Annotated in this window: 15 protein-coding genes; 5 read left to right on the forward strand and 10 right to left on the reverse strand. The window is 38.3% G+C overall.

Going from position 1 to position 13255, the window contains the following annotated elements:
• Nucleotides 1-74: 74 nt before the first annotated feature.
• Both V3595_RS23840 and V3595_RS23845 read right to left on the reverse strand, forming a co-directional pair.
• Nucleotides 75-260 carry a hypothetical protein gene (locus V3595_RS23840; protein WP_034305959.1) on the reverse strand — a complete coding sequence of 62 codons (186 nt, stop codon included), beginning with the start codon at nt 258-260 and terminating at the stop codon, nt 75-77.
• Nucleotides 261-413: 153 nt separating this feature from the next.
• Complete coding sequence (locus V3595_RS23845) at nt 414-1253, reverse strand: YitT family protein (RefSeq protein WP_101224964.1); 840 nt, start codon at nt 1251-1253, stop codon at nt 414-416.
• A 415-nt stretch (nt 1254-1668) separates the two neighbouring features.
• Between V3595_RS23845 and bioF the strand changes: the two genes are divergently transcribed.
• The 3 genes from bioF to bioC are packed head-to-tail and all read left to right on the forward strand — an operon-like array spanning nt 1669 to nt 4425.
• The gene (bioF, locus tag V3595_RS23850; RefSeq protein WP_485910099.1) at nt 1669-2868 is read left to right on the forward strand and encodes an 8-amino-7-oxononanoate synthase; all 1200 of its coding nucleotides are present in this window, start codon (nt 1669-1671) and stop codon (nt 2866-2868) included.
• Nucleotides 2865-3611 carry an alpha/beta fold hydrolase gene (locus tag V3595_RS23855; RefSeq protein ID WP_485910101.1) on the forward strand — a complete coding sequence of 249 codons (747 nt, stop codon included), beginning with the start codon at nt 2865-2867 and terminating at the stop codon, nt 3609-3611. The genes bioF and V3595_RS23855 overlap by 4 nt, the downstream gene beginning before the upstream one ends.
• Complete coding sequence (gene bioC, locus V3595_RS23860) at nt 3604-4425, forward strand: malonyl-ACP O-methyltransferase BioC (protein WP_485910103.1); 822 nt, start codon at nt 3604-3606, stop codon at nt 4423-4425. The genes V3595_RS23855 and bioC overlap by 8 nt, the downstream gene beginning before the upstream one ends.
• A gap of 178 nt (nt 4426-4603) precedes the next feature.
• Here the strand turns inward: bioC and V3595_RS23865 are convergent, their stop codons facing one another.
• The 4 genes from V3595_RS23865 to V3595_RS23880 all read right to left on the reverse strand — a co-directional run bounded on the left by V3595_RS23865 (nt 4604) and on the right by V3595_RS23880 (nt 8536).
• Nucleotides 4604-5281 (reverse strand): ABC transporter ATP-binding protein, encoded by a 678-nt coding sequence (locus V3595_RS23865; RefSeq protein ID WP_485910105.1) that lies wholly within the window; start codon nt 5279-5281, stop codon nt 4604-4606.
• On the reverse strand, nt 5278-6384 hold the full coding sequence (locus V3595_RS23870; RefSeq protein ID WP_485910107.1) for an ABC transporter permease: 1107 nt from the start codon (nt 6382-6384) through the stop codon (nt 5278-5280). Before V3595_RS23870 ends, V3595_RS23865 begins: the two co-directional genes overlap by 4 nt.
• A 98-nt stretch (nt 6385-6482) precedes the next feature.
• Nucleotides 6483-7862 (reverse strand): sensor histidine kinase, encoded by a 1380-nt coding sequence (locus V3595_RS23875; protein WP_485910109.1) that lies wholly within the window; start codon nt 7860-7862, stop codon nt 6483-6485.
• On the reverse strand, nt 7859-8536 hold the full coding sequence (locus tag V3595_RS23880) for a response regulator transcription factor (protein WP_485910111.1): 678 nt from the start codon (nt 8534-8536) through the stop codon (nt 7859-7861). Before V3595_RS23880 ends, V3595_RS23875 begins: the two co-directional genes overlap by 4 nt.
• Nucleotides 8537-8908: 372 nt before the next feature.
• On the opposite strand from V3595_RS23880, the gene V3595_RS23885 reads away from it, so the two are divergent.
• Entirely contained in the window at nt 8909-9886 is a 978-nt protein-coding gene (locus V3595_RS23885) for a bile acid:sodium symporter family protein (protein ID WP_485910113.1), read from the forward strand.
• A 293-nt stretch (nt 9887-10179) separates the two neighbouring features.
• The gene (locus V3595_RS23890; RefSeq protein ID WP_485910115.1) at nt 10180-11436 is read left to right on the forward strand and encodes a DUF445 domain-containing protein; all 1257 of its coding nucleotides are present in this window, start codon (nt 10180-10182) and stop codon (nt 11434-11436) included.
• Between the two features lie 196 nt (nt 11437-11632).
• Here the strand turns inward: V3595_RS23890 and V3595_RS23895 are convergent, their stop codons facing one another.
• The 4 genes from V3595_RS23895 to V3595_RS23910 form a co-directional block, all read right to left on the reverse strand.
• A complete protein-coding gene (locus V3595_RS23895) occupies nt 11633-11824 on the reverse strand; it encodes a hypothetical protein (RefSeq protein WP_057278530.1) in 192 nt (63 codons plus the stop codon).
• Nucleotides 11825-11967: 143 nt separating this feature from the next.
• Nucleotides 11968-12141, reverse strand: a complete 174-nt coding sequence (locus tag V3595_RS23900; RefSeq protein ID WP_485910118.1) for a hypothetical protein — start codon at nt 12139-12141, stop codon at nt 11968-11970.
• A 233-nt stretch (nt 12142-12374) separates the two neighbouring features.
• On the reverse strand, nt 12375-12650 hold the full coding sequence (locus tag V3595_RS23905; protein ID WP_072272337.1) for a hypothetical protein: 276 nt from the start codon (nt 12648-12650) through the stop codon (nt 12375-12377).
• A 107-nt stretch (nt 12651-12757) separates the two neighbouring features.
• Entirely contained in the window at nt 12758-13147 is a 390-nt protein-coding gene (locus tag V3595_RS23910; RefSeq protein WP_485910120.1) for a hypothetical protein, read from the reverse strand.
• Between the last annotated feature and the right edge of the window lie 108 nt (nt 13148-13255).

A 13255-nucleotide genomic window follows, 5' to 3' on the forward strand; every position in this document is an offset into this window, starting at 1 on the left:
GATTATTTATTGTACGGGCCATTTTCATTCCTGGCATTATACGAAAAAAGGGAAACCCGTCGGTCCCCCTCTTTTCACTTCAATATCATCTTCACATTGGAAGGACCGTATTCATCCTTCAATTCATAATATTTATCGCTTGCTTGTCCAAATTCCTTAAACACACCGCTAATGATCAATTCATTCGTTTCCTTATCAACGACACTGTACTTGATATTGCTTTTCCCAAACTTTCTGTCATCCACTTTTAAAAGGATCATCTTGGACACCTCCACATTTAATGGCTGCACTCCTCAGGGTGTGTGGTTTCTTACTTACATAATATAACAAATTATTCGGAATTTACAGATTTTTTGCAGTGCAAAATAAAAAAGCCTATTAGGCCTTTTCATTTCGCTTATACCTTATTAGCATCAGGACTTCGAGATATCCAGGAATCCTTCACCAAATACGTCCCGAACGTCATGTATGGCTATAAAAGCATTGCTATCCGTTGACTGCACTATTCTCTTTAACTTTAGCACCTCTTGCTTACTTATAACGATATATAAAATATCCTTGGATGCCTTTGTATAGTATCCATGGCCGCTAAAAACAGTGACACCCCGGTCCATCAATTCGGTTACTTGCTTTGCAATCTGGTCCGCTTCTTTTGAAATGATGGTAATCGCTTTTTTCGGGTTCAATCCCTCAATGATGAATTCCATCGTTTTTGTTCCAATATAAAGCATAAGGATAGTGAGCATCAGACCTTCTGCACCAATGATGAAATAAGATGAGAACGCAACGATTAAATCGAAAAACAGAAGTCCATAGCTTAAGCTCCATCCCAAATACTTATTCGTAATTCGGGCCAGGATCGTCGTACCGGCAGTAGTGCCCCCAACACGAATGATCATGCCAATTCCTGCACCGGCAAAAACCCCGCCAAATATCGCATTGATGACCAATTCATCTGAAGATATCGTCCAACTTTCGGTTAAATGAAGGAAAAGTGAATTAAATGCAACAGCTACGATTGTATATACCGTTGTTAATTTCGACAAAAATTTATAACCGACAATGAGCAGGAAAGCGTTAATGATCAAACTTAACAGCCCTGGTGACCATTCAAAAAGATAAAACAAAATGATGGTTATCCCCGTGACTCCTCCCTCACCAAGCTCATTGGGAATGACGAAAAGATTTATTGCCAAAGCGAAAATAAAAGCTCCTATTAATATAAAGAAAACATCCAAAGAAATCTTTTTCATATTTATACCCTTCCTTTATGTAATGGTTAATGTGAATTCTGTTAAATTTCACTGCTCTATAGTAACATGGAATTCCATTTAATCCTTCAAAGATTTGAAGGTTTAACAAAAAGACTACCTTGGAAGTTAGATTATCTTCAATGAACGAGCTTAATACATACAAAGTCACTAATTTCACTAAGCTTTTTTATACATTAGCTTAACAAAGCCGCTGCCCGATTCTCCTTAAATGTTCGGGCTTGGATTAAAATAACCAACCAGCTTTTTTTGACCCTTGATTTCTCCGAGATTAATGGATTATTAATTTATTCTCATGCTCCTTTTCAAAGCTTGACAGTTTCATTGAGTCATGATTAGAATGTTTTATATGTTAACCTATATTAATTTTAGTTGACATATAAAAAGGAGAATGGCCATGCACAGTGAAAAACAATTACCTTGTTGGGAAGAAAAAATAAAAAAAGAACTGGCTCATTTAGAAGAGATTTCGCAAAAGCGTGAACTCGTATCAACCGTATGTGCCGAGCAGCCTTGGCTTACGATCAACGGGTGCAGGATGCTTAACCTAGCTTCTAATAACTATTTAGGATATGCAGGAGATGAGCGGCTGAAAAAGGCTATGGTTGATGCAGTACATACATATGGTGCAGGAGCAACGGCTTCACGTTTAATTGTTGGCAATCATCCTCTTTACGAGCAGGCGGAACAAGCTCTTGTCAATTGGAAGAAAGCCGAAGCAGGACTCATCATCAACAGTGGATATAACGCGAACCTTGGAATAATCTCCACCCTGCTGTCCCGTAACGATATTATTTATAGCGATAAATTGAATCATGCAAGCATTGTCGATGGAGCTCTTTTAAGCCGTGCAAAGCATATACGCTATCGTCATAATGATTTAGATCATTTAGAAGCATTTTTGAAAAAATCACCGATTGAAGCACGTAAATTAATCGTGACGGATACGGTCTTCAGTATGGATGGTGACTTCGCTTTTCTTGAAGACCTTGTTCGGTTAAAGGAACGTTATAACGCACTGTTAATGACAGATGAAGCACACGGAAGCGGTATCTACGGTAAAAATGGTGAAGGCTATGCCAGTCATCTTCAGCTTCAAAATAAAATAGATATCCAAATGGGAACATTCAGTAAAGCGCTCGGTTCATTCGGGGCCTATGTTGTCGGGAAAAAATGGCTCATCGACTATTTAAAAAATCGCATGCGCGGATTCATATATTCAACTGCACTTCCCCCGGCCATACTCGGTGCTATAAAAACAGCGATTGAACTTGTACAGCAAGAACCAGAACGCCGCTCACTGCTCCAAACACATTCAGAATACTTTAGAGAAGAACTCACATATTACGGGTTTAATATTTGCGGAAGCCAATCACAAATTGTTCCTATCGTCATCGGGGAAAACGAAAAAGCGATGGAATTTGCCGCACGTTTGCAGAAAGAAGGAATTGCAGCTATTGCTGTCAGGCCGCCGACCGTTCCTGAAAATGAAGCGAGAATCCGGTTTACCGTAACAGCTCTCCACGATAAAAAAGATCTTGATTGGGCAGTTGAAAAAGTTTCGATCATTGGAAAAGAAATGGGTGTTGTTGAATGAAACAGCCGAATTTAGTCGTGCTTCCTGGCTGGGGAATGGAAAAAGAGGCGTTTCAACCGTTAATCAAACCGCTGTCAGAACTATTTCACCTTTCATTTATAGATTGGAGAGATATGAAAGGACTAAATGACTTTGAAGAACGAGTCATAGACACATTCGATTCCATCGATGGTCCTGTTTATTTACTGAGCTGGTCATTAGGATCACTAGTATCACTTGAACTTTCAAGTTCGTATCGAGAAAAAATAAACGGTTTTATCCTTTTTGGCGCAACAAGTCGGTTCACCACAGGAGAAAATTATTCATTTGGCTGGGATCCACGAATGGTCGAGCGCATGAAGAAACAACTGCAGCGCAATAAAGAGAAGACTTTGACTTCTTTCTATGAAGCGATGTTTTCCGATGCTGAAAAAGAAGCAGGTTTTTATCATCAATTCATCAAGACTATTCAACGCGAGTTTCATGGAGATGATGTGTTTTCGCTTCTGATTGGTCTGGATTATTTACTTCAGAAAGATGCTAGAGCAAGACTCGACCGGATTGAAGCCCCCTTTATATTGCTTCATGGGAGGGAAGACAAAATTTGTCCACTTGAAGCCTCATCTTTCATTAAAGAAAATCTGGGTGGGAAAGCTGAGCTTCATATTATTGAAGGTGCTGGCCATATTCCATTTCTCACAAAACCACAGGAATGTATGGAGCATATAAAAACATTTATTCAAAAGGAGTACGTTCATGATTGATAAACGATTGTTAAGCAAGCGGTTCAGTGAACACGCGAAAACATATGATGCGTATGCTAATGTTCAAAAAAACATGGCAAAACAATTAGTGGATTTGCTTCCTCAAAAAAACACCAATCATAAAATCAATATTCTTGAAATCGGCTGCGGCACCGGTTACTTAACCAGGTTACTCCTCAAAACATTCCCTAATGCCGCCATTACGGCTGTTGATATTGCACAAGGAATGGTTGAAGTGGCGAAAGGAATGACAAAGGAGGACCGTGTTACATTTTTATGTACGGATATTGAAGAAATGGCGCTTAATGAAAATTACGACTTGATTATTTCCAATGCAACGTTTCAATGGCTGAATGCTCTTCCTGCAACCCTTGAAAAACTGTTTACACGATTAACGGCCGAAGGAAGCCTGATATTTTCAACGTTCGGAATAGATACCTTTCAAGAGCTTCATAGGTCATATGAACATGCGAAAGAAAGGCTTCAGCTTTCCATGGATAGTTCACCAGGCCAAATGTTTTACACTCTGGAAGAATTATCACAAGTTTGTGAAGCAGCAATGCCCTATTCCTCAGCAGTTCCAATCGAGATAACCAAAATAGAAAAGCTTGAACTGGAGTACTTTCAGACAGTTCGTGAATTTTTCACTTCAATTAAAAAGATTGGTGCTGCTAACAGCAACAAAGAAAACTACTGCCAGCGCCCTTCCTTTTTTCGAGAGTTAATCAACATATACGACACAGAATACCGAAATGAATCAGGTGTGAAAGCAACCTATCACTGCTTGTTTTTTAAAATGAAAAAACATGATTAATCCGAAGATAACCATCTGGGATACAAGCAAAATATTATACATAATTGCAAATCGTTTATATAAAGTAACGACTGTATTCCAACCGCATACTGTCGATTAACCAGGTTCCCCTTCAAGCAATTCAGGCCGCCGCCACTCCTAATTCCTTTGGAGAGGCGGCGGCCTTTTACGTATAACTTCATCCAAATACCTTGCCATCTGTAATATTGACCACTCGATCACATAAATCTAACATTCTTTCATCGTGGGTTACCATGATGGCCGCTTTATTTCTTGATTTCACCTCATGTGCAAGCATTTCAACAACATCCCTGCCTCTTTTGGAATCAAGACTTGCGGTCGGTTCATCCGCTAAAATGATTTCTGGATCATTCATTAGCGAACGGGCGATGGCTACACGCTGCCGCTCACCGCCCGACAGTGCTTCTGGCAGGTGATCTGCCCGATGTCCAAGTCCAAGGTGGCTAAGCAATTCGTCCGCTTTTTTCACAGTTTTTTTATCTCGCTTGCCAATCAGTTCAGAAAGTAGCAGAAGCTGATCTCGTACGGTGAGATATGGCACAAGATTCGATGATTGGAATACAAATCCGATTTTTTCAAGGCGAACTCTAGTCAATTCCTTTGGTGTTAGTGTTGTTATATCTTCATCATTCAGCAGCAAGCGACCTTCGCTCGGAGATAGTAACGCTCCCGCTATTGAAAGAAAAGTACTTTTTCCTGAGCCTGAAGGACCCATGATAGCGACGAATTCCCCCGCTCTCACATTCAGGGAAATATTATCAAGGGCTGTCACCTTATTAACGCCTTCCCCATAAATCTTACTGACGTTTTCAAATAATAGTTTATCCCCCATCATGATACCCTCCCTATTGCTTCGATCGCGTCTATCTTCGCTACTCTGTATAGTGATAGCAGTGAACCCAATATGGATACAACCAAAAGTAACACGGAATATTTAATGACCAAGTCGGTACTCAATTCAAATGGCATTCCTTCTGGCATGATTAAAGTGACGACATATGTCAGTGCAACACTGATGGCTATGCATGTCACGGCAAGCAGCATTACTTGACCAATGATACTTTTTGCCAGGTAGCCCGTATTGGCTCCGAGTGCCTTAAGGACTCCAAATTGATTCGTCTTCTGTAAGGTAATGACATAAAAGAATACAGCCAAAACGAATGCTGCTATGACAAACAAGAAGGCAATCATCATCGTCAATGTACCCTGTTCCTCTTTGAACCCTGGTATACTCTGAAGTGATTCATCTTTCGAAATGAGCGTTAGGCCTTCAGGCAATGATTCACGTACTTTCTCTTCTGCCTTCGAATCCATTTGCACGGCTATCGTACTGATTGAATCATTCCCTTGATTTTTCAATGCTGGGTTAATCTCCTGCCATCCCTTAACATTCATGTAAACTACCGGTGAATGGCTGTAAGACTGCTTTTCAGTAAAACCAACAATGGTGAAAACCTTACCTGATAGATCATCTTTAAGTGAATCGCCTAATTTATAACCCACTTCTTTTAAAGAACGATCTGCAACTACTTCACCTTGTTTCTTATTGTCATAGTTCGTTCCTTCTATGACCTTCGGTGCTAAAATACCACTGGCATCGGTCGCAAAAATCGTGACATCCGTTTTCTCCGATGAGCCGACTTTATTCAATGTAATCATCATTTGCCCAAGTCCTTCGGCTGCTTTAACATCCGATGAAGCCCGGATTTCATCTAGCTTTTCCATGGATATGATCGATCGGTTCAATTTATTTTTAGAGTCATGCTCCATAACGAAATAGTCGGCCTTCATATTTTGTATGGATGAAGCATTATCTGAAGAAAGTCCATTAGCTAATCCTGAAATGATAAAGACAAGCAAAGCGACCAATACCATAATCAGTCCAATCAGCAGATAACGTAACTTTGAATGCTTTAGTTCACGTATTGCTAAAAACATCATTTCATCTCCCATTCCTTTTGTTACCGATTCAGATGTACTTCAACCGGTATGAATTGATTGTAATCAATCAATATGAATGGAAGATGAACGAATGATTACATAAGGGGCAACCGGATATAAAAAGTGGTCCCCTTGCCAAGTTCGCTTTGAACCTCAATCGTTCCTCCATGAAGATCAACCGTCTTCTTCATAATCGAAAGTCCTAAGCCGCTGCCTGTTTCACTCCTGTTCCTCACTTTGTCGACTTTATAAAAGCGATCAAGGATATAAGGGAGGTCTTCTTCTGGAATTCCCATGCCCGTATCCGCGATAATCACTTCAACAGTACTGCCTATTCTTTTAATCCGAATATTGATCGAACTGCCGCTTTCCGAGTATTTAATGCTATTGGTTATCAAATTCGTCCAAACTTGATTTAAAAGTTTCTCATCTGCAGAAATGACGGTTGACGGCAAATCCATTTCGATCACCATATCTTTTTCCCGCCAATTCCATTCCAGCATGAACAACACTTGCCTTATTTGTTGTGCTAAATCAAAACTAGACCGTTGCAGCGGATCTTCTTCTTTATCCAACGAAGCAAGCATGAGCAGCTGTTTACTCAACAAGGACATACGCCGGCTCTCTTTTTCAATAATAGACAAGTACTTATTTCTTTGTTCCTTTGTTAATTCCTCCGATTGAAGGGTCTGAGAAAAGCCTTGTATAGATGCGAGCGGAGATTGAATTTCATGAGAAACATTTGAAACGAATTCCTGTCTCATATCATCTAACCGCTGTATGCTTTGAGTCATTTTCGAGAAATGTTGAGCCAAATCCCCAATTTCATCACTGCGGGTAACATTCAATTCACTACTATAATCCCCATCAGCGATTCTCTTTGTGGCTTCTGTTAATTTCGTAATTGGCTTAACAATGAAACGCGTGTTAATAATAACAAATAAAAAACTGAGCAGGAGCGTAAGTACGAGCAAAACAGAAAGGTAAAAGCGGAACTCTCCAAACTGCAGTTCTATATTCGGCCTTACAAACAAGGCATATTTCTCGCCATCCACATTAATTGGGACCCCAATGCTATTGATTAATACATCCTCAAAAAACCCCGTAATAAATAGCCCATTATTATAATTAGCTATCCCTTGATAGGTTTTCCCGTTCAAAACTCCTGAAATCGTGTCTGAATCCAAACTCGTTTCCCGAAACGGCTCACCATATAAAGTTCCTTCACCCTGCTCATTAAATAGATACATTTGATAGTGCAATCCTGCAATATGGTTTAAATACGCATCAATATCCTGATCAGGATTCTCCTCATATAAGGAGACGATCTCACTTGCGACTTTGTTTATCTTCTCACCATTGTAGGGTTTTTGAACCTGATGATAATAGACATTGGAAATTAAAAAAGCGATGACACTGGCAAGCACCATGATCAAAATGGTTTGAATAACTATCCTGAAATAGAGTGTTTTCACTTCTTGTTGACCTCCAGTTTATAACCTAAGCCACGGACAGTCGTTATAACAAAATCATCGGTCCGCCCGGCAAAACGTTCCCTTAACCGTTTAATATGGACATCAACCGTTCGATCATCCCCTTCAAAATCAGCACCCCACACCAGTTCAATAAGCTGCTCACGAGTAAAGACCTGATCAGGAAAACTCCCCAGCTGAGCCAGCAGCTCAAATTCCTTAAGCGGCAGGAGCAGCGTATTCCCCTTTATTCGCACTTCATAACTTTTACGGTCAATCACAGTTTGATTCAATGAGATGGATTCAGAATTCACCATACGGTACCTTCGCAATAGCGCTTTTATCCGAAATAGGAGTTCCCTTGGCTCAAACGGCTTTATTAGGTAATCATCCGTACCCGCAAAGTACCCCTTTTCCTTATCGATAAGTTGATCTTTAGCTGTCAATAAAATGACGGGCAGATCATATTGATCCCGGATTTCCTTACAAAGATCCAGTCCGTTTTTATACGGCATCATAATATCGACAACAGCCAGATGGATCCGTTCCTTCTCCAGTAGCAAGGAAGCTTCATTCCCGTCCTTCGCTTCGAATACCATATACCCTTCCTTTTCCAAGTGAAATTTAAGCAACTCCCGAATATGCCGATCATCATCCGCAATTAATATATGTATCAAAGAAACCACATCTCCAATTCTTTTATAGCCTTGGCTAAACATACAATAGCAATAATTAAACCTGTAAAACAACAAATACTAATTCCTGCTCTACTTTCCATATAATTAGTTTACCAATAGTTTGCAGACCCCTCTTATTTTTTAAAAGCGAACAGAATTCTAAAAACTTTCGCATTTTTCTTTGTTAATCTTCATATTCAAAATTTCAGAGCTTGAGAAATACAGTTCAAACAATCACCTTAATGACTGCCCATATGAAACTCCCCAAAAGGCTGGTTAGAAACGTATTGACAATTTTATCGCCTAAAAGGGTTTTAAATATTCTGAATATAAATTATAATTGTTTTATTTTAAAACATCTAGGAGGTCACTATGGGAGTAGTAGAGAAAATCAGCGGATTTGCTGGTAAAACGTTTACTTTATGGGTCATTTTATTTGCAGTTATTGCGTATATCTTACCTAATCATTTTATATGGATTGGAGCCTATATTGTTCCATTACTAGGAATTGTCATGTTTGGCATGGGACTTACATTATCAGCAGCGGATTTTAAAGAAGTATTCCGACGTCCGAAAGAGGTCGCACTAGGGGTAGCAGGTCATTTTATCATTATGCCCTTATTGGCATTCGGATTAGCAATAGGGTTCGATTTGCCCAAAGAAGTCGCTGTTGGTGTTATTTTGGTAGGATGTTGCCCTAGTGGAACGGCTTCAAATGTCATGGTGTTTCTTGCGAGAGGAAATGTTGCGCTTGCAGTTGCCATTGCTTCTGTTTCCACTATTCTAGCGCCTATCGTAACTCCCCTGCTTATTCTGCTCTTGGCAAGTAAATGGGTCAATATCAGTATTGGGTCATTATTCATTTCGATCATTCAAGTGGTGATTATCCCACTGTTGCTTGGTTTCATTGTTAAAAAGTTTTTCGGCAAACAGGCAGAGGCCGGTGCAAAGGCTTTACCTCTAGTATCTGTCATTTCTATCGTTCTGATCGTATCTGCCGTAGTAGCCGGCAGCCAAGCTCAGCTGGCTAAAACAGGTTTGCTGATTTTTGCAGTGGTCGTTCTTCATAATGTTCTTGGCTTTTTACTGGGCTTTTTCTTTGCTCGTTTATGCGGAATGGATTTAGCTAAACAGAAAGCTGTTGCAATGGAGGTTGGTATGCAGAACTCTGGTTTAGGTGTAGCCATAGCAACAGCCCACTTCTCGCCCTTGGCCGCTGTTCCTAGTGCCATCTTCAGTGTTTGGCATAATATATCAGGCTCCGTTCTGGCCTTTATTTTCAGTCGCATGAAAGATAAGAAAAAAGTAGCGACCGTTAAAAATAGTTCGATAAAAACAGACGCATCATAATATGTTGGAGATGAACCAAAACAAATAATCCGGAGAGCTTTTTGACTCCTTAATTAAATTAGTAAATTGAGCCGATTGAGTGAATCGGCTTTTTTTTGTGCATTAACCATCTGAAGATTGAACATTCAAGGGAAAATAACAAATATTCAATGCCCAAAATTAATGAACTTACTGCCTTGTTGTGGTTATTTTTTTGAACTACCTGCTATACTACTAGATGAAAGTAAGTTATAAAATTTGCTAATGATTCGGGTTATAGTAATTGACTATCATTTTAAGGATGAGGGAATATAATGTCACCAAAAATAAAATCTTCAAGAAAAATAGCTACATATTCACTAATTATCATGGGGGCGGGTTATATTGCAACCACTCCATTTCAAGGTTCATTGGCTTTAGATTTATTACATGGAGGGTTTGAGGCTGGTTTAGTCGGCGGATTGGCAGATTGGTTTGCAGTCACTGCATTATTCCGCCATCCGCTTGGATTACCAATCCCCCATACAGCCCTTTTGCCCAACAATCGTAAAAGAATGACAAATGCACTTGTTTCGATGTTAAAAAACGACTGGCTTTCTAAGGAAAGTATTCAGGACAAAGTAAAACATATTCCTTTTACTGAAAAATTGATCCCTATTTTAGTAAAAGAGATTCAAAGTGATACTTTTAGAAAAGTCCTGATTAAACTAATCAAGCAAATGATTGGTTATATAGATATAGAAAAGATTACACCTTTCGTTGCAAAAAAAATTAAAGCATCACTTTCTAGCATAGACATGAGCAAGATTCTACATTTAGTAAGTTCAGAGTTACTTAACGAAGAGTTTGATAAGAAGGCTTTGGATCATGTTTTGAAAAAAGCTGAAGATTGGTTAGGAAAAAAAGAAACCAGTCACCGACTTGGCACTGTTTCCATGGATGTACTCAGCAAGATTGAACTGGAAGGTATGCTTCAGTTTGCCGTTAAATCCATTCAAAGCCTACTTAACGAAGAAAAACTTGGGAATATCATCCAAAACCTGTTATTAAGTGTCGTAAATAATTTACAAAACGAGGAAGAACCAAATAGAGAGGCTTTAATCTTATATATCAGGAAAGAGATACAAGGCATTAACCATAACCCGGAACTGTTAGAAAGAGTTGAAAAATGGAAAAATCAACTTCTGACAAAATGGGAGCCTGAGGCGACAATAAGGGGAAGTCTACAACAAATTCAACAAGAAGCATTGGATTTCGTGGAAGAAGAACATTTCATGGATACTTATCTGACTCCAATGATTCATCACGTACTGGACAAAATAAAAGAAAATAGCACGCACATCGACCATTGGATACAGAAACAAATTACTGTTCTCATTGAAAATAATCATACTCAGATCGGCAATCTTGTACAAGAAAATTTAGATAAGCTAGACAACGAAACGCTGATTGATATGATGGAAAACGGTGTAGGAAAAGATTTACAATGGATTCGCGTGAATGGAGCGGTCTGTGGTTTTATCATAGGGCTTATCCTAACAGGTGCACAAGCTTTGCTTAAGCTATTATAATTCAGGCATAACGGCAGTATACAGTCGTTACCAAATCAACTGGTGCTGATTCGTTTTTCTGAAAATGAAGAGATAAACAAAAAGCCAGCCAAGGTTTTCATGAAACACCTCGGCTAGCTTTTCCTTTTTATCAATAAACTTAGATTACAGGTTCACATATAAATCAAAGCCCCACTTAAAGCAAGGCTTCAATTAACTAAGGGTTGGATTGCTGATCACTAAGCCAGCCATCAATATGATCTAAATTAAAAATCAGCAAATTATCGATGGGTCTGAGGTGGGGGATCTTTTTATTCAATATTAGATCATTGATTTCCTCTTCGGTAATTGGATAATTTACCGACTCAAGGTAAATCATCAAACTTTTTATACCATAGGCCTTCCTCATTTAATCACCTCCCACCAAATTCTCCTTATTCAACATAAAGAAAACTTAGTGCTAGATATTAAATGAAAGACCGCTTAATTCTTAATACCCACTTTTTGAAGAAATAATCGCTTTTACTTTATGTAGCGCTTTAAATCAGGAAATTAATCTAATGTATAGGGTTTCCTCTCCTCGATTATCTCCACTTCATCCCATTCCACGGATTTGGAGTACATATATTTATCTGTTCGTTCAAACCCCATCTTTTTAGCAAGTTCAGTGTTTGTTGTAGCCAACAATACTTTTCCAGTTCTTCTTTCTTCAGATGCTGGAAACACCTCTCCCTTATATATTGCCTTTGAATTTATCTTAAATAAATCTACCTCTTCTACAGAAACATTTTTTATATAGATATTTTCATCTAATGTTTGAAACCTTGAGATAGATCAGCATATTTATTACTTATTAACCTTATAGACTTATCTTCCAGTAGACTAAAACTATACTCGCTACCATTATGTATTGCATACTTTCCTTTTCTTATCATAGGTTCCTCTATTTTCAAACTTTATCAAGCATGGAATAATTCTCTATTTAATTTTTCAGCTTTATGTAATTCTCCTAATAACGGATTTAGATAGTCATTATAACTATCCATATAAGCCCTTACGCCGCCAATAATATTCACTTCTCTTATATCTTCATTATTCTCCATTACATCCAATGCATTCTTATATCTAATATATATAAGTTGAAAAACGCCGCTAGTAATTTCATTACTATAATCTTTTTCAAGATTATTTATCACAACTTTTAATTGATCGATTAACTGCTTTTTCTTATCCATTTCATCTTCCTATCTACTCGCCTATAAAGGAGACCCTTAACAAAACAGTTCCAAAACTCATTAGAGGGGATAGTACAATAAATATAATCGCGTTTGAAATGAAGAAATTAATCTAATGAATAAGGTTTCCTCTTCTCGATTATCTCCACTTCATCCCATTTTACAGATTTAGAGTACATATATTTATCTGTCCGTTCAAATCCCATCCTTTTAGCAAGTTCAGTGTTTGTTGTATCCAACAATACTTTTCCGTTTTTTCTTTCTTGTGATGCTGGAAACACCTCTCCCTTATATATAGCATAGGGATTAATAGAATATAATTCTTTAACTTCATTTACACCTACTATTTTCGTGTAAATATTTTTTTTATAATAAGTAAAGCCATTCTCCATATCTTTTTTATCATTGCTAATTAATTCAATAGCTTCCACTGTATCAGATTCTATGAATCTATACTCTCTCCCATTATAGATTGTATACTCACCTTTTCTTATCATTTTCCCACTCCATTATTTAATTTTCCATCACCAATAATAAACTGCTTCGCTTCCCGTTTAACATAGCATAAACTGAACTTTGGACATAAAAAAAACCTATAAAGGGAT

It is taken from the genome of Bacillus sp. CFBP9009, assembly GCF_036541465.1.
Classification (GTDB): Bacteria; Bacillota; Bacilli; order Bacillales; family DSM-1321; genus Peribacillus.

Excerpts from the sequence above, each read along its gene's own strand:
- V3595_RS23865 (WP_485910105.1), bottom strand. The coding sequence starts at position 5,281 with ATGATGGGGGATAAACTATTATTTGAAAACGTCAGTAAGATTTATGGG.
- bioC (WP_485910103.1), top strand. The coding sequence starts at position 3,604 with ATGATTGATAAACGATTGTTAAGCAAGCGGTTCAGTGAACACGCGAAA.
- V3595_RS23895 (WP_057278530.1), bottom strand. The coding sequence starts at position 11,824 with ATGAGGAAGGCCTATGGTATAAAAAGTTTGATGATTTACCTTGAGTCG.
- V3595_RS23870 (WP_485910107.1), bottom strand. The coding sequence starts at position 6,384 with ATGTTTTTAGCAATACGTGAACTAAAGCATTCAAAGTTACGTTATCTG.
- V3595_RS23855 (WP_485910101.1), top strand. The coding sequence starts at position 2,865 with ATGAAACAGCCGAATTTAGTCGTGCTTCCTGGCTGGGGAATGGAAAAA.
- V3595_RS23885 (WP_485910113.1), top strand. The coding sequence starts at position 8,909 with ATGGGAGTAGTAGAGAAAATCAGCGGATTTGCTGGTAAAACGTTTACT.
- V3595_RS23890 (WP_485910115.1), top strand. The coding sequence starts at position 10,180 with ATGTCACCAAAAATAAAATCTTCAAGAAAAATAGCTACATATTCACTA.
- V3595_RS23840 (WP_034305959.1), bottom strand. The coding sequence starts at position 260 with ATGATCCTTTTAAAAGTGGATGACAGAAAGTTTGGGAAAAGCAATATC.
- V3595_RS23905 (WP_072272337.1), bottom strand. The coding sequence starts at position 12,650 with ATGGATAAGAAAAAGCAGTTAATCGATCAATTAAAAGTTGTGATAAAT.
- bioF (WP_485910099.1), top strand. The coding sequence starts at position 1,669 with ATGCACAGTGAAAAACAATTACCTTGTTGGGAAGAAAAAATAAAAAAA.
- V3595_RS23845 (WP_101224964.1), bottom strand. The coding sequence starts at position 1,253 with ATGAAAAAGATTTCTTTGGATGTTTTCTTTATATTAATAGGAGCTTTT.
- V3595_RS23910 (WP_485910120.1), bottom strand. The coding sequence starts at position 13,147 with ATGATAAGAAAAGGTGAGTATACAATCTATAATGGGAGAGAGTATAGA.